This is a genomic window from Anaeromassilibacillus sp. 1001302B_160321_C8, assembly GCF_015554745.1.
GTDB lineage: Bacteria > Bacillota > Clostridia > Oscillospirales > Acutalibacteraceae > Anaeromassilibacillus > Anaeromassilibacillus stercoravium.
The window spans coordinates 44,793-66,398 of record NZ_JADNJD010000018.1 but is presented as its reverse complement, the minus strand read 5'-3'; the positions used below and the strand labels follow the sequence as shown (position 1 = coordinate 66,398).

Annotated in this window: 19 protein-coding genes, 1 tRNA gene and 1 pseudogene; 8 read left to right on the top strand and 13 right to left on the bottom strand. The window is 52.0% G+C overall.

What is annotated here, in order from left to right; all coding sequences use genetic code 11:
* Positions 1 to 245: 245 nt before the first annotated feature.
* The 13 genes and pseudogenes from I2E77_RS11750 to I2E77_RS11690 form a co-directional block, all read right to left on the bottom strand.
* A complete protein-coding gene (locus tag I2E77_RS11750; RefSeq protein ID WP_191362346.1) occupies positions 246 to 1,082 on the bottom strand; it encodes a deoxyribonuclease IV in 837 nt (278 codons plus the stop codon).
* A gap of 252 nt (positions 1,083 to 1,334) precedes the next feature.
* Positions 1,335 to 1,562, bottom strand: coding sequence for a DUF6514 family protein (locus I2E77_RS11745; RefSeq protein WP_140400293.1), 228 nt, complete (start codon positions 1,560 to 1,562; stop codon positions 1,335 to 1,337).
* Positions 1,540 to 1,779, bottom strand: a complete 240-nt coding sequence (locus I2E77_RS11740) for a helix-turn-helix transcriptional regulator (protein WP_087228807.1) — start codon at positions 1,777 to 1,779, stop codon at positions 1,540 to 1,542. Before I2E77_RS11740 ends, I2E77_RS11745 begins: the two co-directional genes overlap by 23 nt.
* Positions 1,780 to 2,117: 338 nt before the next feature.
* Positions 2,118 to 2,336 (bottom strand): annotated as a pseudogene (locus I2E77_RS14285) (winged helix-turn-helix domain-containing protein); the annotation flags it as partial.
* Between the two features lie 269 nt (positions 2,337 to 2,605).
* Positions 2,606 to 3,247: a flavodoxin family protein gene (locus tag I2E77_RS11730; protein ID WP_195451286.1), complete on the bottom strand. Its 642-nt coding sequence runs from the start codon at positions 3,245 to 3,247 to the stop codon at positions 2,606 to 2,608.
* Positions 3,244 to 4,158, bottom strand: coding sequence for a prolyl oligopeptidase family serine peptidase (locus tag I2E77_RS11725; RefSeq protein ID WP_243252613.1), 915 nt, complete (start codon positions 4,156 to 4,158; stop codon positions 3,244 to 3,246). The genes I2E77_RS11730 and I2E77_RS11725 overlap by 4 nt, the downstream gene beginning before the upstream one ends.
* Positions 4,155 to 4,460, bottom strand: coding sequence for a hypothetical protein (locus I2E77_RS11720; RefSeq protein ID WP_191362345.1), 306 nt, complete (start codon positions 4,458 to 4,460; stop codon positions 4,155 to 4,157). Before I2E77_RS11720 ends, I2E77_RS11725 begins: the two co-directional genes overlap by 4 nt.
* Positions 4,461 to 4,552: 92 nt before the next feature.
* Entirely contained in the window at positions 4,553 to 5,923 is a 1,371-nt protein-coding gene (locus tag I2E77_RS11715; RefSeq protein WP_195451285.1) for an MATE family efflux transporter, read from the bottom strand.
* 86 nt (positions 5,924 to 6,009) lie between these two features.
* The gene (locus tag I2E77_RS11710) at positions 6,010 to 7,401 is read right to left on the bottom strand and encodes an alpha/beta hydrolase fold domain-containing protein (RefSeq protein ID WP_195451284.1); all 1,392 of its coding nucleotides are present in this window, start codon (positions 7,399 to 7,401) and stop codon (positions 6,010 to 6,012) included.
* Between the two features lie 20 nt (positions 7,402 to 7,421).
* On the bottom strand, positions 7,422 to 8,075 hold the full coding sequence (locus I2E77_RS11705) for a flavodoxin (protein WP_195451283.1): 654 nt from the start codon (positions 8,073 to 8,075) through the stop codon (positions 7,422 to 7,424).
* Between the two features lie 500 nt (positions 8,076 to 8,575).
* On the bottom strand, positions 8,576 to 9,607 hold the full coding sequence (locus I2E77_RS11700) for an alpha/beta hydrolase (protein WP_191448355.1): 1,032 nt from the start codon (positions 9,605 to 9,607) through the stop codon (positions 8,576 to 8,578).
* A 118-nt stretch (positions 9,608 to 9,725) separates the two neighbouring features.
* Positions 9,726 to 9,968: a hypothetical protein gene (locus I2E77_RS11695; RefSeq protein ID WP_191362340.1), complete on the bottom strand. Its 243-nt coding sequence runs from the start codon at positions 9,966 to 9,968 to the stop codon at positions 9,726 to 9,728.
* Positions 9,969 to 10,085: 117 nt separating this feature from the next.
* A tRNA-Ala gene (locus I2E77_RS11690) sits at positions 10,086 to 10,161 on the bottom strand.
* Between the two features lie 450 nt (positions 10,162 to 10,611).
* On the opposite strand from I2E77_RS11690, the gene I2E77_RS11685 reads away from it, so the two are divergent.
* The 8 genes from I2E77_RS11685 to mutL all read left to right on the top strand — a co-directional run bounded on the left by I2E77_RS11685 (position 10,612) and on the right by mutL (position 21,578).
* Positions 10,612 to 11,871, top strand: coding sequence for an HlyC/CorC family transporter (locus tag I2E77_RS11685; RefSeq protein ID WP_191362717.1), 1,260 nt, complete (start codon positions 10,612 to 10,614; stop codon positions 11,869 to 11,871).
* A gap of 105 nt (positions 11,872 to 11,976) precedes the next feature.
* On the top strand, positions 11,977 to 12,939 hold the full coding sequence (locus I2E77_RS11680; RefSeq protein ID WP_191362716.1) for a glycosyltransferase family 2 protein: 963 nt from the start codon (positions 11,977 to 11,979) through the stop codon (positions 12,937 to 12,939).
* An 87-nt stretch (positions 12,940 to 13,026) separates the two neighbouring features.
* Positions 13,027 to 13,392, top strand: a complete 366-nt coding sequence (locus I2E77_RS11675) for a PadR family transcriptional regulator (RefSeq protein WP_087234885.1) — start codon at positions 13,027 to 13,029, stop codon at positions 13,390 to 13,392.
* Complete coding sequence (locus I2E77_RS11670) at positions 13,389 to 14,609, top strand: DUF4097 family beta strand repeat-containing protein (RefSeq protein ID WP_195451282.1); 1,221 nt, start codon at positions 13,389 to 13,391, stop codon at positions 14,607 to 14,609. The genes I2E77_RS11675 and I2E77_RS11670 overlap by 4 nt, the downstream gene beginning before the upstream one ends.
* 355 nt (positions 14,610 to 14,964) lie before the next feature.
* Positions 14,965 to 16,368, top strand: coding sequence for a tRNA (N6-isopentenyl adenosine(37)-C2)-methylthiotransferase MiaB (gene miaB / locus I2E77_RS11665; RefSeq protein ID WP_243252611.1), 1,404 nt, complete (start codon positions 14,965 to 14,967; stop codon positions 16,366 to 16,368).
* 71 nt (positions 16,369 to 16,439) lie between these two features.
* Positions 16,440 to 16,844, top strand: a complete 405-nt coding sequence (locus I2E77_RS11660; RefSeq protein ID WP_191362713.1) for a YlbF family regulator — start codon at positions 16,440 to 16,442, stop codon at positions 16,842 to 16,844.
* Between the two features lie 105 nt (positions 16,845 to 16,949).
* Entirely contained in the window at positions 16,950 to 19,562 is a 2,613-nt protein-coding gene (gene mutS / locus I2E77_RS11655) for a DNA mismatch repair protein MutS (protein ID WP_195451280.1), read from the top strand.
* 36 nt (positions 19,563 to 19,598) lie between these two features.
* A complete protein-coding gene (gene mutL, locus I2E77_RS11650; RefSeq protein WP_195451279.1) occupies positions 19,599 to 21,578 on the top strand; it encodes a DNA mismatch repair endonuclease MutL in 1,980 nt (659 codons plus the stop codon).
* Positions 21,579 to 21,606: the final 28 nt, after the last annotated feature.

The window sequence follows — 21,606 nt, the reverse complement described above, 5'->3', positions numbered from 1 at the left end:
AGGAATTTTACGCCTCTCACCGCTTCTACTCCTTCGATGATTTCAAAGCTCAGCTAGCCGTCCGTGAACGGGTTTACGACCATTTTCCCATCCGCCCTTTAAACTGGCTCTCCCCTTTACAGGTCCTTTCCTCTTTTCCTTAATCTGTAACACATCTTTGACAAACCTACATTTGTGCCGGCGAGCACGGGCGACAAGGGGGAAAATAGCATCTCCTGAATGGCCCGATGGGAGGGGGAGGCCATTCAGCCCCCTTGAAAAACCTCCTCAAGGAGACGGATTTCTTCGGCATATCCGTTGAGGTCATTTGGTGTTTCCAATTCAAAGGGTAATGTACAAAGCACAGGATGATTGATGATTTTGGTTAGAGCAGGTAATCCAATATGTCCCTGGCCAATTTTGGCGTGCCTGTCCTTATGGCTGCCAAGCGGATTCAGGCTGTCGTTTAGGTGAATTGCACGGAGCCGGCCTAGCCCGATGACCTTGTCAAACTCCTCTAAGACACTCTCAAGATGATCCACTATGTCATATCCAGCGTCAAAGACGTGACAAGTATCCAGGCAGACCCCCATTTTATCCGTGAGTTCTACCCGGTCGAGGATTGCACGGAGCTCTTCAAATGTACGGCCGACTTCACTACCTTTTCCAGCCATCGTTTCCAAAAGGACCGTTGTATGCTGATCTGGGCGGAGAATGCGGTTCAGCCCTTGCGCAATGAGCTGAATCCCTATCTCCGTTCCTTGCTTCACATGGCTTCCCGGATGGAAATTGTAAAGGTTTCCGGGAAGATATTCCATCGTAGCGAGGTCTTCCGTCATAGCTTGGACGGCAAACTCCCGGAGGCCCTCGTCTGCGGAACAGAGGTTGAGGGTATAGGGTGCGTGCGCGACCAATGTAGAAAAATGTTCTTGTTCTGCCAAGTTATTGAATGCAGCGATATCCGCAAAGTTGACCGCTTTTGCTTTGCTGCCGCGCGGATTGCGGGTAAAGTATTGGAAGGTGTTTGCTCCAATGGAAAGGGCCTCCTTTCCCATGTGCAGATATCCCTTTGAAGAGGATAGATGACATCCAATGTTCAACATCGTATTTCCCTCGCTTGATAAAAGTGAATCCAATCTTAATGAAGTCCGTGTGGATACCTGAAATATAAAAAATACGGCCGTCCAAATCGGGTTCATAACAGGAAACATCAAGAGCAGTCCGGCCAGAAGATCCCCTTTGTAGTATATCATAGGGGCCTGTATCTGTTAAGATATACGGCTACAGGAAAATCAAAAATAGCAACACAAAAAAGCCCACAGGGAAATGTGAGCTTAAATGGACGCACAATCCTGTCAGATTGAATCGAAAAGGACATCTAATAGATGGTCGGGGCTTAATTGTCCTCTCGTACAGCGTTGAGCAAGCGCAGTTACGAAAGATGGATCTGTGGAAACATCTGAAAAGAAGCTTTTACGTTCCCAGCCTTTTTCTGTATATTGGAAGACGGCAATACCAAAAGAACGGTAATGTCCAATAAAAGGGGAAAAGAGAAATTCTTCAGAAGGAACGTATCGATACATGGGCATTTGCTTCCTCCAGATAATCTTTGATATCCAAGTCGAAGAAATAGACAAGGCGAAGAAAAATTTCTGTACCAGGCAAAATGTCCCCTTTTTCGATCTTCTGATATTCGCGTAATGAAATGAAGACAGCATCAGCGGCTTGCTGTTGCGTTAACTTGCGGTCGTCCGTTCGTGCGTGAAAGATATCGTGGGAAAGACGCTTTTTAAGAGACATGAATATTCCTCCTCAAAAAGAAGAATATTCCAGTCTGCTCGATAAGGCGACGAATGATTATTCATATTGTGAAAGATGTAAAATTACATCACTAGATTTTTGTGAAATATCGAATAAAGAAAGATTTATACAAAAAATATTTGTAAAAATTAAAAATATTTATGTTTATAAAGTAAACAATTGAAAAATTACTTACAGATCTTTGAATGAAACGATTTAGAAAGTAACAAACGTGTTCGAAATGCAAAAGATTCTATGAACCATTAAGTTAGGTCTTTATGGTGGAGAGTAGGGCTTCAAATTCGAACCGAGAGCCGCAGAAAAACGTCCGCCACCGCCTATCTCACTTCTAAGCTGTAGCCAATGCCGCGGACACTTCGGATATAGAAATCGGAGGCGTTGCCCAAATTCAATTTACAGCGGACTCTATATACATGGTGGTTGACAATCTCCCGGCCCGTTCCATAATCTGGTTCTTTCCGTATGTGCTCATAGATTTGGATAAACGTAAGGACTCGGCCAGTGTTTTGAGTAAGGCATGGAAAGATATCGGATGCTCTCCTTGATAAGGATCACGTCAGAATCACTTGGATATACACAGCACAGCGTTCAGATTGGTGTATGGTGAGATCCGTGATAACACAGATTTTGGCATCCATCCTCCGTTAGGCTTTGGACATCTACATCATGAAATGCAAACAGTGAAAGCCGAATGGCAGAAGAGGTACCGAGATCATCTTATATGGGTTTTCTTCGCATTTTTATCATTGGCTAAAAAGATATGCCGCATTATAAGCACACATCGATAATGGTTTATCTATTTTTTCTATCCAGCATTATGACGAATAACGCCCGTAAACACAGGAGTTTCTTGTGGCGGCAGAGGAATCATTTTACTGCCAATCTCCTTGCATTTCAGGAAATATGCCATATTGTGCCCCAGGATTCGCATGGTCTGCATTCCTTCCAGATCCTGTTTTACTTCTTCTGGCGTCGTGCCATGCACCATATTCCAATAACGGGAAGTGATGATGGGCATCTGCATCAGGCCAAAATATTTGTTTATCTGATCCCAGGTGGCAGTAGTACCAGCCCTTCTGGCCGATATGACCGCTGCTGCAGGTTTCAGGTAAAACCGGTTGGCGCCTCCGTTCAGATCGGCATAGAACGCTCTGTCTAGGAAAGATGTAATTTCGCCGGCTGCGGCGGCGAAATACACCGGTGTGCCAAAAACAAATCCGTCGTAATCGCCTGCCAGATCAAGAAAATCATTGACGGTATCCTGCATCACGCAGTGATGCAACCGATCGCATTGATGGCAGGCAATGCAGCCGGAAAAGGGGGGATTGCCGATCCAAAAAACATCCGTATCAATACCGTTTTGGTTCAGCGAGCTGGACACTTCACATAGCGCTGTATAGGTGCAGCCCTCCCTGTGGGGGCTTCCATTGATAAGCAAAACTTTCATTTCTGTGTGTTTCCTCCTTTTTGATGGTTGGTCACCCACTCTAAAATCTCTGTCTCGTCAAATACCAGATTGCCTCCGCCGTGGTAGTTCCCGGTGACGCCACGCTGGGCAAACCAATTGTTATCCGGGGTTTGGATTTGCAGGACAATATCGATCTCATTCCATCCAGCTTCTACATAAGCGTCACGGAGGCTGTTGTAAGCGCTCCAGGCCCGTTCAGAGCCATAATATTCGTCGTTCTGTGCCATGAAAATATAAACCGCTACGCCATTTTCTGCGATAGGGGCATATTCTCCGTCCCATGGGGATGCGCCGTGTAGATATGCCGCATACAGATCCGGGCGCATGGAGACAGCCTGGGACATGGTTTCCCCGCCTGCAGAATATCCGGCTGCATAAACACGGGTTTTATCCACAGAAAAATGATCGATAAAGTATTCTGTCAGCTCAATGGCCTGCTGTGCCGAAGTATCGTGCCAATCTGTGAGCTGGGCAGAGACGACAATCATATCCTCTGGAAGTTCTGTCCAGCATAAAAAGCCTCTCCAATTCAAATTAGAGCCGGAGGATTCTTCCCCGAACCACATCATGTCGTACCCTGGCATGACCATCATCAGGGGATATTCCTGGCGCTCATTGTAGCCGTGGGGAAGGTAATAGCTGTAATGGATCGTCCCTGTTTCGCCCTCCAGAATCTGCTCCGGGATGATCCCTGTCTGTACCGGCAGCTCCGTAGGAAGCGCCATGTCCGGCTCATCGGGAACGTCCGCCTGGGAGGCTTCCTGCAGGGTTTCACTATCCGATGCTGAACTTACGTCGGGCAATGATTGGGGTTTGGCAGCGCAGCTACTGAGAATCGCTAAAAAGGCTATGCCACACAAAAGCAGGCAAAAGGGAAAATGCGCGTTCATTGGCAGGACACCTCCTTGGTGGCCTGCCTCAGGCATTTTTGCACATCCATCTCACCGGTGATCAACTGGTTTCCACCTGCGGAATTGGAACGAATCGCCCCTTCGCAGCAAATCTTTGCGCCCTTATAGGCGGCCTTCCAATCCTTCAGCGCATAGCCTGTCCATCCTTCGTGGGCCTGGAAGGGGATCACCGTCTTGTCTATCCAATCGTGTTTCGAGGGGAAGGTAGCCACAGTGTGCCACCGGATAGGGGCCCCAACAACAGAAACAATGGGATCTTTTCCTAAAATGTGTGTCTTCATCTTGTATACCACTTTCTTTCCTTTGCATCTATTGTAATTCCGTACAGAGGAGCGCAGAAGTCTCCGTTTGTTATGCGGTAGAAACCAAAAGGTTACATGCACGGCTTTCCTTTGGCGTTCAATCCCCGGAAGGTGTGGGAGTACATCCCCAGGGATACCGGCAGCATAATAATCTCCACCACAAGCTGAGTCCAGATCATACCATATAGACCAAGGACCAAGTCCATTACGATCAACATCGGAATATTGAGCAACCCCTGGCGGCAAGAAGTAAGGATCGCAGACTGTATGCCTTTCCCCATGGCTTGTAATGTGTAGCTGATGAGAAAGTTCACGCTCGTTAGCGGCACCGCCAGGCAGGCAATCCGCAAAAAGGAAGCGCCCAAGGTGCTGGTCTGTGTCTCCGGGATAAAGAGATGCAGGATCTGCGGCGCAAAGATGGCAAAGCAGGCGATGAAACAGGCGGACATCACTAGGGCTATCTTCCAGGAGAAAATGGACACCCTGCGCATCCGCCCATAATCCTTGGAAGCAAAATTATACCCCACCAGCGGCATAAAGCCCTGGCACAGCCCCATAGAAACATTCAGAGGGAACTGATCGATGCGCTTCACAACACCATAGGCAGCCACGGGGATGTCACCGTAACCGGAGGCCAGATGGACCATTACCATATTGGAAGCGTTGCCCAGAGTGGTCGCTAAAGCCGATGCCAGCCCTACGGAGAAGACAGGTCGTACAAAGCGGAATGTAAAGTGCCGAGGATTCAAAGAAATGGCAGTCTTGTCCTTCAGCCGGATATACTGGATGATGAAGAACGCCACCGAGACAGCGTTGGAAAGCGCCGTGGCGATAGCGGTTCCCGCCACATCCAGATGGAATGCAAAGATAAAAACTGGGTCCAGCACCACGTTGAGGATGCCGCCGAACATCATGCCGGCACTGGCCTGTTTCGCATGTCCTTCACTGCGCAGCAGATGGCCGAGGGCCAGGTTCACCATGGTTGGCACGCCGCCCAGAACCACTACCCACAGGAGATACTCTTGGGCGTATCCATAGGTATCCGGGCTTGCTCCCAGAAAATTTAATAGGGGAACCCGCGCAAGCCAGGTGGCCAGGGAAAAGAGAAGTGTCACAGCCGTCCCGCCCCAAATACTGAATACGGAAACATATTTGATGTCCTCGTGGTTTTGCGCCCCCATCATCCGGGAGATCAGGCTGCTGCCGCCCAGGCCGAACAGGTTTCCCAGAGCAGTCAGCAGGTTGAACCAGGGCGATACCAGCGAAACAGCGGCAACCATCAGCGGGTCACCGATCTGTCCCACAAAGAAGGTATCCGCCAGGTTGTAAATCATCGTGACCACCTGGCTGATGATGGTGGGGATGGCCAAAGTCGCTACCGCTTTGGGAACCGGCATTGCTTCAAACAGGTATTTTTCCGCGTCTTCCTCCATTGCTTTCATTGCTTCCTTTCAAAAATAAGCAGGTCCCTCCTGAGAACGGAGAAACCTGCCGATATAGAACAGGCGGGATAAGCCGCTCTGGGTGGTCAGTTGTCTGCGAAGATGGCGCTTAACCATTGGTCATAGGTGGGAATCCAATCCCCGCTGGATCCAAAGCCATGGGGCATTCCATCAAGCTGCAGCCGTTCTACCGCTACACCCGCTTCCTCCGCTGCGTCTGCATTAGCTAAAAACTGTTTGTAGAATGGGTCACGTGTCCCATAGCAATAGAAGGTGGGGGGCAGATTGCCGGAGTGCAGCAGCTCCACGTCGGTGGTGCCCACACTTAGGCGCCCATAGAAAGAGTAAATCATGCCGCAGGCCGCGGCGTCAGCAGAAACGCTGTCCAGTTCATCCGGCTGATACTTGGGATCAAAAGTAGCTGGGTTTACATCTTCATCAAAATTCAGCAGCATATCCCCGCTTAAGATCCCGCCCGCTGAAAAGCCCATAACGGCAATGTCCCGTGGGTCAATACGGTATTCCTCTGCATGGGAGCGGACAAACCGCACGGCTCTGGCCAGGTCAAGCGCGCCTTCTTGCTGGGTATAGGGCCGCAGGCGGTAGTCTACCACAAAGCTCTGATAGCCCAAAGCACTGAGCGCTTCTGCAACATCGCTCCCTTCCGGCTGATCGCTGCGAAACTGGAATGCCCCGCCGGGGCAGACGAGTATAGCGCCTTTTATATCCACACCGTTCGGGACGGGAAAGCTGGTGATGTATGGCCGGAAGTCCGGGCCATCGGAATAACCGCCGTTGTTGACGGTATACTCTGTTTGTGCCGGGGCATTGCCTTCCTCCCACAGATACAGAACCTGTTGTTCCTTAGGCGTGACGGCGGCAGTTGCCGCTGTATTGGCAGGGGCATTTTCCGGCACAGCGGCAGCACGGTTCAGTCCAAGGCTTTCCGCCCAGGCTCGGATTGCATCTTTTGTCATATCAGGCGATACCATCAAGACATCATTTCCCATCAAAGCCCCCGGCTGAAGCTGTGAGATGGAGGAGTACAAGCCGGCAGAGGAAATCACATCTTCGTCACTGCCTCCCAGAACAAAGGGGTAGATGGTACGTGCGCCAAAATCATGGCGCTGGAGGAATGCCTCTACTGTTTGGGGGAGTGTATCCCCATCTGGCGCAAACCCCAGCAACACATATTCATACGCATCTGCATGAAGCCCGCTGTCATCCTCTATTTCCTGCAAATCGCCGGAGAGCGCGTCCGCCAGAATATCTGCTGCCTGCGCCACCGTCTCCTGTGCGGGATCGTAAGCAATTAGAATGCTGTTGCCGCTTGGTTTCGTATAGTCATCGTCTGAACGCTCGGTTTGTGAAGAGCTGTTGCCCATATCTAGCGCAAAGTGTCCGGCATCCTCAGACCCGCAGGCGCAGAGGGAAAGCAGAAGCGCCATGGCCGAGAGTATGGATAAAAGCCGTTTCATAGCCAACGCCTTTCCGTCTGTCAGGACAGGTTCAGGCTGTCGAGCCACTCCTGCACATCCGCTTCGCTGACATTGGAGGAGAAACGCTGACCTTCCTGCCAATCGCCTGTGCCAGCCAGCTCGGCCAACAGCTCACCGCTCTCCCCAATACCGGAGCTGGAAGAGGTGCAGAAGGGAATCACGGTTTTGCCAGTGAAATCGTTGGCCTCCACAAATCCATCCACCGGCCACGCGGCGATGCCCCACCAGATGGGGTAGCCGATAAACACAGTGTCATAACTGTCCCAATTGTCCACAGTGTCGGCTACCAGTTCAATATCCCGCAAGGATTCGTCATCATGTTTCTGGTTTACACGGCTGCCATCCACTGTCCAGTTCAGATCATCATCGGTATAAGGATCGGTGGGTTCCAGCTGAAACAAATCGCCTCCGGTGATGTCAGCAATATAGTCCGCCGCTTGTTCCGTGTTGCCGGTGGCAGAGAAATAAACTACCAGAGTGCTGCCGTTTTCCCCCTCAGTTCCTTCAGAGTTTTCCGGCTGAGAAGAAGGCGTTTCGTTCTCTGCCGGCACTTCACTGGGAACAGAGGGGATGGAGGAAGGCGTACCACTGTTGCAGGCGGCAAGGCCCAATATCATGGCCAGGCTTAAAAACAATGCGGTTAATTTTTTCATATGGATCGTTCCTTTCTTTGTCAAAGAATTTTATTTATAGAATTCCTGGATGATTGCCAGGATTTTCTTATGAGCCATAGGCTTGTAGTTACCCTAGGAGATGCCAGGAATCTACGTTCTCTTTTGGCTGTCCCTTGCCCACGCCTGACTCTTTGAAAGTGGTAGGGTGGCCAAGCCTTTTGATAAAATCGGCCGGAGCGTCGAGGCCAGCCAGAGGAGCTCCTCATCAGATTTCCCATCGCAGGCGATCCCCCTACATTTTCGGCGAAGCGGACGAATTTGGGAAGCCTTTCTTTATAGATGTACCGCTAATATATCGGAAGGCATTCTGCTAGGCCGCCGCCATAGGCAAGCAAAATGGCATGGGCATTTTGCGCCAGGCTGTCCATATGCTCTTTTGCACAACCCTTGCTGAAATAACCCCTTTTGTGTTTTAGAAAATAACGTTGTTCGTGATCATACATTTTTTCTATAAGATGTTTGTTATATCCATAGGATGCTTACCTTTGCGCTTCCCAAAAGGCAACCGCTTCGTCCAACCATCCCTCCGCCACCGTACCGGTTCCCAGGCCGAAGCCATGAGGCAGTCCGGGATAGTGGTGAAACTCCGTTGGAATGCCCAGAGCACTCATAGCGTCCAGGCGGCGCTGCATGGTACGCCAGTTGGCGATGCCATCGTTTTCGCCGGCGCAGGCAAAGGTGGGTGGATCATTTTCTGTGTAGTCGCTGTGGCCGGTGTACTGCATAATCACTGCACCCGGCTGAGGGAGATCGTCCCCGCCAAAAGCTGCCGGGCCGTAAGAGCCAAGCCAAGCCGCCATCCGCGCCCCTGCAGAACCGCCCCAAAGGGAATAGCAATCGGTGTCTACTTCCAGTTCTTCTGCGTTTTCAAAGATAAAGCTGATTGCCCGCGCCAGATCTTCGCAGGCTGTTTGATCCCCAGGGCGGTAGATGAGGGCAAAGGCGTTATAGCCCTGCTTAGATAATTCCAGCGCATGGGGAAAACTATCTTGCATGGCGCCTACATAGGCAAATCCGCCTCCAGCATTGCACACGGCAAACTTTTCTCCCGGCTCACCCTTAAAGAAGAACAACCCGGTGTTCTCCTTTTCGGGGTCTGCCAATTTTTCTTCTTCGGTGTAAATATCGTAGAAAACCGTTTCACCCGCATCGGCCCGTTTCCACAAAGTATTGACGATCTCCACTGTTTCTGCCGGATCGATGTTGTGATACCAGGTCAACTGCAAATCTCCAAGGGTGCTTCCACTCATATACCAATCATCTGTGGGAAACAGCAGGTGGCCATAATTGCCAAACACTGGATCGCTGCGCACCATATCAATCTCTGTATTTTCATCAAAAGGTTCCTGTGTCACATCTATATCCACATCCGGCACAGAACTTTTTTCTAAGGTTTCCCACTCTTCATTGGGAATAGCGGAAACATCGCGGAGGGTTTTCTCTTCGTTACCACACCCTGTCAGGCAGAGCAGGATACACAAAGCTGACACAAATATTTTCTGTACCTTCATGTCCTTCACCTACCTTTCCTTTTGCTGGTTTTATTATAAAAAAACGAGACCTCCGCAGAAGTCTCGATTGGTTATTCAGTATTTACCGTTAGGTTAACAGTGGATTTTTCTTTTGATCCTATGCATTTGTGCTGTAAAGATCCATATCCATAATTTGCATTTGAGGATGCTTTTCCAGAGATCCCCTCTGAACAGACCAACATAGTGGTTTCATTTGCATTTCATAAGCATCATAAGCATCAGCTTCTCGATGTACAAATTCTGTACAGTCAGTTTGTCCTTCTGAACCAACTTGTGGTGGATAGAAACGGCGCAGAATAATATGGCAACTCTTTTTGTCTGGAAGATCAAAATAAAACACACAGCGCTCCATAAAAGAGGCCATCGCGTTTTATGGCGGATATGGGATAAATTTCAGGGCGATAAAAATAAATCCGAACCCATCGCCTAACGGCACAAGGTTCGGATTTGTACGATGTGGTGGAGCATAGCGGGATCGAACCGCTGACCTCTACACTGCCAGTGTAGCGCTCTCCCAGCTGAGCTAATGCCCCATAGTTTGCTCGAAATGGAATCGCTCGAAACAGCTTTTTTATATTAGCACACTTTTATTTTCAATGCAAGAGGTTTTGGCAAAAAAATTGTAAAAATAGAGTCTGCCCCATCCTCTGGCAAAGTAAATGGTTCCGAATGAATCTGAAAAGAGAAAACCACTCACAAGATCCGCCTAACTAAAGGCTGGGAAGCCCGGGGTAAGGTTCCGCTATGTAAACCACTTGTATAATAGGAACCAATGTCCATTCGGATGGAAGCCGGCGATTGTCCCGCTAAATCATCGCGATGAGAAGAAAATCCATAAGAGCATCCGATGGAATAAAAGATCGGCGTGATTCTCTGGCTATTTCAGGCTAGGGGCAAAAACTAGCGGATTGAAAATCAAGTAGAAATCTGATAAAATTGTATCAATATCAATCTATTTTACTGCAAAAGAGGAGTAATATATTATGCTAGGTGCCGATTTTGGCATTATTGTAGGGATTATTATTTGTGTAATGTTTTCAGCGTTCTTTTCTGCTTCTGAGACAGCCTTTACAACGTTAAACCGAATTCGTCTAAAAACTGAGGCCGAGGCAGGCGACTCTCGGGCCGCACTTGTACTTTCCATCGCAGAGAACTATGATAAAATGCTGTCCACAATCTTAATCGGGAACAATATTGTGAATATCGCCAGTGCTTCTCTGGCGACGATTGTATTTACCCATGTGCTGGGTGATGCCGGGGTGTCTGTGTCCACGGCGGTTATGACGGTCATCGTGCTGATTTTTGGGGAAATCTCTCCCAAAAACCTGGCCAAAGAGCATCCGGAGGCGTTTGCACGGTTCAGCGCCCCATTTTTAAGACTCTTGATTACCATCTTGACCCCGATTAATTTTATTTTTTCCCAGTGGAAGAAGCTGCTCAACAAGATCTTTAAGAAGAAGTCGGACAATCGAATGACCCAGGAGGAACTGAAAACCATTGTGGATGAAGCACAAAGCGAAGGTGGCATTGACGAGGAAAAGGGCGAGCTGATCCGCTCAGCGATCGAATTTGACGACCTGACGGCTGACGATATTTTGACGCCTCGTGTGGATATTGTTGGCATCGACGAGGAATGCCCTTTTCAGGAAATCTCGGATATTTTTCTCAAGAATACATACTCTCGCTTGCCCGTTTATTCCGATTCCATTGACAACATCATAGGAATCGTTCACGAAAAGGACTATTTCAGCGCTCAGAAAAGTGGCATCAGCGATATCAAACAGGTGATGAAGAAGGTCCTTTACATCAGCCGGACCGTAAAGATTTCCGACCTGTTGCGAACCCTGCAAAAGACAAAATCCCACATGGCGATCGTCGTCGATGAATTCGGCGGGACAGAGGGGCTTGTCACGATGGAGGATATCATCGAGGAGCTCGTGGGCGACATTTGGGATGAACACGACGTGGTGATCGACTACTTTAATCAAATCGACGACCATACTTATGTAATCAATTGCAGCGCGGACCTGCATGACCTATTTGAAGAATTTGATCTAGGAGACTCGGATGAATTTGAGTCTGCTTCCGTCGGCGGATGGGCTATGGAACTGCTCGGAAAAATCCCGTCGGTGGGGGACACTTTCGATTTTAAGGGATGGCATATTACCGTCACGAAGGCGACTTCTCACCATGCAACACAGTTGACAATGGTTTCACCAGAAGAGGGGGCAAGGGACGAATAATCTTTGGGAAAATTGGCGCTTTTATCTTTTGGGATTTGTGCTATACTGAATAAAAGTTTTATCAATAAACTTGTGCGCGGCTTCGCTTGGATAAGGGGTGAGTGTATGCAAGCGATCAACCTTTCCATTATTCTGCCTGTTCGGAATGTAGAGCAGGAGATTTCTGGGATCTTGCGTTCTGTGGTGAGGCAGACAAACGGGATCGAGGCAGAATTTATTTTGGTGGATATGGGGTCCGAAGATGGGACGCCTTTGGAGTGTGTGCAGCTCATCAAAAATGAGAAGTTACATGGCTTTGTGATCCAAAATGGCGACGGCGACGTTGCCGCAGCGCTCAATACCGGAATACAAAAAGCCAGCGGAACCTATGTTTCCTTTATTTTTGCCCGGCGGTTGTATATGGACTTCTTAAAAGGCTATCTGGAAACCGCGGAGCGCACAGACGCAGATTTTGTATTTGGCAGTTTCAGTGAAGAAGATGTCCGTTTAGCGGAACGCCGTTCGCTCAGTAAGGCGGTCCAGCAGCAGTCCGGCGTGCAATACATGAAGGAAGTCATCCGTGGAAATTTGCAGATCGACCTTTCGGCAGTGTTATTGAAACGCAGTTTCCTGCGCGAATGCGGGCTGCATTTTACCGAGGGATGCCGGTACGGGTACGCGCAGGAGTTTTTATACCGCTGCCTCCTGAATGCGCAGAATATCGTGCAATCTCCAACACTTTTAAAGCGGGATACGGTGTTTGAACTCAAGCGTGGAAAAGAGAAGCCAGTCGGCAAGGAAATTTTCCAGGCGGTGGAGGCAATTCAACGGGTGGAATTGCTGTTGCAAACCAGCTTTAAGCAGGAAACGGAACTACAGGCGCTGTTTTCGCAGGAGTTGCTTCCGCGGACCGTTATGAACAGTGTGGATGTCATGCTGCGGGAGGGCAGCGGATATAACGCGGTGCGTGGCGTTTTGCGGGTTTTGGGGTACGATTCATTGCTCAAAACAGGCAGACGTACAGAGAAAAATCTAAAGCGGCGTATCCGCGTTTGGAATCTAATCCCTTGGATGTACCAGGCAAAATGAGGTGGCTGTGTAAATTGGTATTACACAGCCATTTCTTGACAGACAATACTATGTATTATATAATATAGTAGAATAGGAGGTATCTATATGGACATACAGCTGAAAAAGGGGCTTTTGGAGGTATGTGTCCTAGCGGTGGTGGAGTGGCAAGATTCATATGGATACCAAATTATGAAGGATTTATCCGCCTGTGTGGAGATCTCGGAATCGACGTTGTATCCCATCTTGCGCCGTTTGGAGGCGAGCGGATACCTGACAACATACTCTGTTGCACACAACGGCCGTCTTCGGAAATATTACCGGATAACCTCTTTGGGGAAACGGCGGCTTTCTGATTTTTGCGAAGAGTGGAAGGAATTGGAACGCATTCATGCGTTCATTTTACAGGCAGGATGCGAAAAGCACCAGTTGCCTGCGGGGGAACGTACGGACAAGGAGGGGAAGAACCCGTGAAAAAAGAGACCTATTTCCAAACGCTGTACAAGCTGCTTCGGAAACTTCCGGAGAATGACCGCCAGACAACCGTTGCGTTTTATCGGGAAATCGTAGAGGACCGGATGGAGAACGGGCTTTCAGAAGAAGCAGCAGTGGCAAGCCTGGGAGACGTCCACCAGCTTGCCCAGAAAATTCTGTTGGAAAATCCACAGCGGCGGTCCAGCACGAAACCGTTATGGATTGCCTTGGGCGTTACGATGGCTGTCCTAGTCGGAATGGGAGCCCTGGTTACCTGTGGCGTTTTGACCTATCGGGAACTCCGGACATCTTCGGTTGCCGAACCGATCGGCCCTATGGAGGATTCTATCCCATCTTCTCAGCTTCCAGAGGGAGCTGTACAAGGGGAGAAGGCTTCCACCCCTCCATCCGAAGAGGGCCAGACGGAGAAGCATATGGAAGAATACCGCACATCCGTCGAGGAAGTGGATGTAGTGGAGGTTGATGCAGAAAACAAACAGATTCTTTTTGAATCCTCAGAAGAGGAAGAACTGGTGATCCTCTACGAGACCGATGACACACAGTTTTATTCCATCAAGAACGAAGGCCGTTCTGTAACTTTGAAAAATGAAGACCACCGGCGTTCCGACCAAACAGAGGGGAGCTATCGCATTCATGTGCAGATTCCTTCGGCTTACATGGGAAGTTTGAAGGTGGAAACCGGAAACGGAAAGATCGTTGCAAAAAATTTGCAGGAACTTGCAGATTTCTCTTGTGTGACAGACAATGCCGCAATCGTTTTGGAAGAGTTTGCAGCTCAAAAACTATCGGTAGAAAGCAAGAACGGAGCGATTTCTTTGCACGACGTCCAGGCAGATCAATCGCTGGCACTCCATGCGACGAACGGCTTTATCGGATTAACCGGTTGCACCTCGCCAGAGATCGGGATTGCGACCCGAAACGGTGCGATCTATTTGACACAGGTTCAGGCGGCGCAGGCCATCCGGGTCGAAAGCTCTAATGGGGCAATTTCCCTGGATTCCCTGGAATCCCCGGACATTCAATTGCAAAACCAGATTGGAGCAATCACTGGAAGCATCCAAGGGAAAAAGGCGGATTATCGGATCGTCACAGAACAGAAATTGGGCGAAAACAACTTGACCGAGCAATCCGGCGGCACGAAACAGCTGCAAGTGAAAACCAATCTGGGACGCATCCACGTCACTTTTAACGAATGAAGAATACAAACGAAGCAGAAGCTGGCGGAAAGAAATGCTGGCTTCTGCTTTGTTTGTTTTTTACCGTAAAGACGTTGTTCGCTTCGGTTGTAAGAGAAGGCGCTGTTTACGCCTGCAAAGCGAATCCGCCGTCCTGTAAAGCGCGCTTCGCTCGCTTGTTTTATGTATGGTGGGATTTTGGGGCAGCGGAGGAAAGGGCGAGTCTTGGGAAGGGCGGGCGGCATTGAGCGAGAGATTCGGATAAGATGGAAAATTTGTGGGGCTTATCTTGTGAAAAATGCTGCAACCCTTGCGAGAATATGCACAATATGGTATAATGACTCGAAAACCATACAACATGGGGAGGGCTAACCTTTTGGCAGAATTTTCCCAAAAACAATATATGGAGGACGTGGCGCAGATCATGGCGGTCCGTGCGCGCGGGCCTCAACCCATGGCATTTGTACACACCTATGGATGCCAGCAGAACGTCGCGGACGGCGAAAAAATCAAAGGCCAGTTGGAAGAGATGGGGTTCGGTTTTACGGACGACGTAAACGAAGCGGACTTTATTCTGTTCAACACCTGTGCAATCCGCGAACATGCCGAGGACCGGGTGTTCGGCAATGTGGGTGCTTTAAAGAATGTCAAACGCCGCCATCCGTCCGTACTGATTGCGTTGTGCGGATGCATGATGGAGCAGGAACATGTGGCGGAGCGCATTCGCAAGAGCTTTCCTTATGTCAATTTGGTCTTTGGCACACATGTGATTCATAAATTTCCGGAGCTGATGTTCCGCATGTTGACGGACGGGCGCCGTGTGTTTGAGCGCGGCGACGACAGCGAGGATCAGCAGATTGTGGAGGGGCTTCCCATCCACCGCGATGGAAATGTGCGCGCGTGGTGTACGGTGATGTACGGCTGCGACAATTTCTGTTCCTACTGTATTGTTCCCTACGTGCGCGGCAGGGAGCGCAGCCGCTCTCCTCAGGCGATTTTGGAGGAATTCACCGGCTTGGTGCAGGCCGGGTATAAAGATATCACCCTGTTGGGGCAGAATGTGAATTCCTACGGCAAGCATCGGGAGGAAGGGGTCAATTTTTCAGCGTTGCTGCGCATGCTCGACGAGGTGGAAGGCGATTACCGCATCCGCTTCATGACCTCCCATCCCAAGGACGCAACCCATGAGCTGATCGATACCATCGCGCAGGGAAAGCACATCAGCCACCATCTGCACCTTCCGTTCCAATCCGGCAACAACCGTGTGCTGCGGGAGATGAACCGCGGCTATACGCGTGAAAAATATTTGGACCTGATCGCCTATGCGAAGGACAAAATTCCGGATCTTTCTCTAACCTCGGACATCATCGTCGGCTTCCCCGGGGAAACCTATGAAGAATTCCTCGACACGGTGGACCTCATTCGGCGGGTGGAGTTTACCTCCCTCTACACGTTTATCTATTCGCCGCGCGTGGGAACCCGTGCCGCAAAGATGAATGATCCCATCCCGGCGGAGGAGAAAACCAAGTGGTTCCAGGAGCTCTGTTCTGTGCAGGAACAGATTGCGGCGCGACGCTGTGCGGCGGCTGTGGGAACCGTCCAGCGGGTGCTGGTGGAAGAGCAGAATGAAAAGACCGGCCTGCTGACCGGCCGGACGGACGGCAACGTCGTGGTGGATTTTCCGGGCGATGCGTCTCGGATCGGAACGTTTGCCGATGTTCGTGTGACAGCCGCGCGCAATTGGATTTTGCGCGGGGAACTGGAAGAAGCAAACAATTAAAGCGCTTTGAAACCTTTTTTAAGGATTCTTGATATACCACCTATATTTGATAAGGAACAGGAGCGATGGATATGGATATTATTGAGTTGGCCAGAGAGATCGGCCGCGAGCTACAGAAGGACGAGCGTTATCTGAACATGCGCACCGTGAGCGCACAGTGCGATAAGGACGAAGAGCTGCAGGAGCTGATCGGGGAGTTTAACCTCAAGCGGATTGCCATCAGCAACGAGACCCAGAGCGACACGCGCGACGAGGAAAAACTGCAGCGTCTGAACGGCGAGATGCGCCATATCTATGCACGCATCATGCAGAATGAGAACATGACGGCCTATAACCGCGCAAAGGAGGACTTTGACCGGCTGTTGCAGCGCATCAGCGCGATCATCAGCCAGAGCGCCGACGGCGAGGACCCGAACACGGCCGACTATGTGGAATCCTGCGGCGGGAATTGTTCCGCCTGCGGCGGTTGCGGCTGATCCCGCCAAGGACGAAGAACATTCGAATGGAACCGAGAGACGATCCTCCCGCCGGGCCTGTTCCGGCGGGGATTGTTTCTTTTTTGAAAGAGGAGAGGCATTGGCATGGCGAATTTATCCCCGATGATGCAGCAGTATTTTCAGATCAAGGAGCAGTATCCCGACACGCTTCTGTTTTTCCGCCTGGGCGACTTTTATGAAATGTTTTTTGACGATGCAAAGCTCGCCTCGCGCGAGTTGGAATTGACCCTCACCGGGCGCGATTGCGGGCAGGAGGAGCGCGCGCCCATGTGTGGCGTGCCGTTCCACAGCGCGGAGACCTATATCGCCCGGTTGGTTGCGAAGGGGTACAAGGTGGCCATCTGCGAGCAGATGGAGGACCCTGCGCTCGCAAAGGGGCTTGTCAAGCGCGACATCGTCCGCGTCATCACCCCCGGCACCGTGCTGGAAAGCAGTATGCTGGATGAGACGCGCAACAATTTTATCTGTTCGCTCTGCGCGGAGGGAAAGCAAGCGGGAATCTGTTTTGCAGACATCTCCACGGGGGAGCTGCATGCCACCACCCTGGAAGGGGAGGATTTGGAGGAACGCTTGGTCAATGAGCTCTCGCGCTATTCACCGCGGGAGATTCTCATCAACCCGGACGCTTTGGAATACAAAACCCTGCCGCCCTTCATCAAGGAACGCCTTTCCGCCAGCTTGGAGCTTTTGGAGGCGGCGGAGTATGAGGCGGAGACGTGTGAACCGCTTGTTTTGGAGCAATTTCAAAAGGAGACGCTCGAGGCGTTGGGTCTGGAGCAAAGCCCGCTGGTGGTGCGGGCGATTGGCGCCCTGCTGTGCTATTTAAAGCGCACCCAGCGGACGGGACTGGAGCGTATGACGGAGGTCGAGCTCTACAGCGGCGCTCAGTTTATGCGGCTGGACCTGAATGCCCGCCGGAATTTGGAACTGCTCGAAACCATGCGGAACAAGGAAAAGCGCGGGTCCCTGCTCTGGGTGTTGGATAAGACCCGCACGGCCATGGGCAAGCGCCTGATCCGCGCGTGGATTGAGCAGCCGCTTCTCAGCCCGGCGCAGATCAGCCGCCGCTTGAATGCGGTGGAAGAGCTCTCGGGGGATGCCATTTTGCGCGGCAGCCTCTCGGAGCAGCTCACCGGAATCTACGATTTGGAGCGCCTGATGTCGCGGATTGTGTACGGCTCCGCCAATGGGCGGGAACTGCGGTCTTTGGCGGCGGCAGCAGCCAAGCTGCCGGGGTTGAAGGGCCTCTTGAAGGATGCGCAATCGGCCATGCTTTCTGGCGTTTACCAGGACCTGGATACGCTCGACGATGTGTTGGAGCTGATCGACCGCGCCATTGTGGAGGACCCGCCGTTTACCATCCGGGAGGGCGGCATCATCAAACCCGGCTACAGCGCGGAGCTGGACGAGCTCAAGGGCGATATGAGCGATGGGAAGGGGATCATCGCGCAAATCGAGGCCAAGGAGCGCGAACGCACGGGGATTCCGAAACTGAAGGTCGGCTATAACCGCGTATTTGGTTATTATATCGAGATCACCAATGCCTACAAGGACCAGGCGCCCCCGGAGTACATACGCAAGCAGACCCTCACCAATTGCGAGCGCTACATCACGCCGGAGCTCAAGGAGCTGGAGGGGCGCATCCTTGGCGCGCACGACCGCTCCGTCCAGCTGGAACACCAGCTCTTTGACGAGGTTCGCAAGACCGTGGCCGCCCAGCTCAACCGGATTCAAAAGACAGCGCGTGCAGTGGCCCGCCTCGACGTCTTGCTTTCCTTTGCGCAGGTCTCCGTGGACAACGGCTATACCCGGCCGGTGGTCGATCTCAATGGAAAGATTTTGCTCAAGGAGAGCCGCCACCCGGTGGTGGAAACGCTTTTGGACGCGCCCTTTGTACCGAACGACGTGCTGCTGGACAAGGGGGAGAACCGGGTTGCGATCATCACCGGCCCCAATATGGCGGGCAAATCGACCTATATGCGCCAGATTGCCCTGATTGTCATCATGGCGCAGATCGGCTGCTTTGTCCCGGCCTCCTATGCGGAAATCGGCATTGTAGACAGCATTTTCACGCGCGTCGGCGCGTCGGACGACCTCGCTTCCGGGCAGTCCACCTTTATGGTGGAGATGACCGAGGTGGCGGAAATCATCAAAAACGCGACGGACAAAAGCCTGTTGATCCTGGACGAGATTGGCCGCGGAACCTCTACCTACGACGGCATGAGCATTGCGCGCGCCGTGCTGGAATATGCCGCAGACAAAAAGGCTCTTGGCGCAAAGACGCTCTTTGCCACCCACTACCACGAGTTGACCGAGCTGGAGTCGCTTATCGACGGCGTGAAAAACTATAATATCGCGGTCAAGAAGCGCGGCGACGACATCACCTTCCTACGGCGCATCGTGCGCGGCGGGGCGGACGACAGCTTTGGCATCGAAGTGGCGAAGCTGGCTGGCGTGCCGGACAAGGTGGTTTCACGCGCGAAACAGATTTTGGCCGAGTTGGAACAGGGACAGCAGGTTTCCATGCCGAAGGCGCGCGGCAGAAAACGCCAGGAGGAGCCGGAAGTGCAGTTGGCCCTGATCCCTCCAAACGAGACAGAGGTGATGGACCGTCTGCGGCAGCTGGACGTCAACACACTGACGCCCATCGAATGCATGAACACGCTATTTGAGCTTTGTAGGATTGCAAAGGAATAAAGAGATCGGGATCGATGAAGATAAAGGAGGTGCCGTATGGGAAAAATCAATGTGCTGGATAAACATGTGGCCGAGCTGATCGCCGCCGGCGAGGTGGTGGAGCGGCCGAGTTCCGTCATCAAGGAGCTTGTGGAAAATGCAGTGGACGCTGGCGCGACCGTCCTGACGGTGGAGATCAAAAACGGCGGCACGACCTTTATGCGTGTTACCGACAATGGCTGCGGCATTGCGCGGGAAGACGTCCCGGTCGCTTTCCTGCGGCACGCAACCAGCAAGGTGAAGGTACAGGACGATCTGGAAAACATCGCCACGCTCGGGTTCCGCGGGGAGGCGCTGGCTTCCATTGCGGCGGTGGCGCATGTGGAGCTGCTCACCCGCACGGCGGACGAGCTGGCGGGGACGCACTATGTGATCTCCGGCGGGGAAGAGGAGTGCTGTGAGGACGCGGGCTGCGCCCAGGGGACTACCTTCGTGGTGCGCGACCTCTTTTACAACACGCCCGCCCGCATGAAGTTCCTAAAGAAGGATGTGACGGAGGCCAACGCGGTTGCGGCGGTGATGGACCGGCTGGCGCTTTCCCATCCAGAGGTTTCCGTGCGCTTCATTCGGGACGGCAAGGAGACGCTCCACACGCCAGGGGATGGAAAATTGAAGTCCGCCATTTACGCGGTGTTTGGCAAGGAGTTTACCGCCGGGTTGATGCCGGTGGAATACGCCTACAACGGGGTGGAGGTGTCCGGCTTTGTCAGCAAGCCTGCAAATGCCCGTCCCAACCGCAGCATGCAGCACTTTTTCCTCAACGGCCGTTATGTAAAGAGCCGGACCGCGATGGTCGCCTTGGAGGAGGCCTTTAAAGGCTCCCTGATGGTAGGAAAGATGCCGGCGTGCGTGCTGCATCTCCGTATGGCCTATGGTTCCGTGGATGTCAATGTGCATCCAGCCAAAATTGAAGTGCGCTTTTCAAATGAACGCCCGATTTTTGATGCGGTCTATCACGGGGTGAAGACGGCTTTGAATCAATGGGACAGCCCCCATGTGATGAAGCTGGAGCGCCCCGCCCAGGCCCCTTTCCCAAAAACCCGCACGGTGGAGCAGCTTCCCCTGCGGACGGAGCAGCCGGTTCCGCAGAAGGCCGTGGAGACGGAACATGCGGTACAGGAACCAGATGCTACACCTAAGCCGGAGGCACCTTCTCTACCGATCAAGCCCGCCGAGCCGCTTCCGGGCCTTGCCGTGAATGACAGTGGCGCGCCTGCGGGATTGACCCGCACCTTTGGCGCGGATATGCGCTTTGCGGATGTCGCCGGGCCGGAGGATGAAGAATGGGCGGCGGTGGAGGCGCTTCCGCAGCCGCAGCCGGAGGCCGTAAAAGAAGAGCAGCCGGTCCCCACAGAACAAATTCCCGCAGAACAAACTCCCACGGAGACGCTACTGCCCAAGCAAGAGCGCCCACCGGCCCGTTTGGTCGGGGAGGCGTTTGGAACGTATATCATCCTGGAGCGCGGGGATGAACTGGTTTTGATCGACAAACATGCCGCGCACGAGCGGATGCTCTACGAGGAGTTAAAGGCAAACCGTGGGACGGCCGCCCATCAGATGCTGTTGGAACCGGTGACCGTTACATTGGAAAAGAACGAATATGCCGCTGTGCTGAATGCCCTGGATCTCTTTGAGCAAGCTGGTTTTGAATTGGAGGACTTCGGCGCCGGGACAGTTTTGGTGCGCAGCGCACCGCTGATTTTGGGCGGCGAGGACATAGCGGACGCGGTGATGGAGATGGCGGGGTATCTCGCCAGCAGCAAGAACGATCTCACGACCGAACGGCTGGATTGGCTCTATCACAATGTCGCATGCCGCGCAGCGGTCAAGGCTGGGGACGAGAGCCACCCGGAGGAATTGCTCGCCTTGGCAGACCGGTTGGAGCAGAACTCGCAGATCCGCTACTGCCCGCACGGACGGCCTGTTTCGATCCTTTTGAAAAAACGCGATTTGGAAAAGCAATTCGGCCGTGTTTGACAAATTCTTTGCCAGATGGAGTTATAAT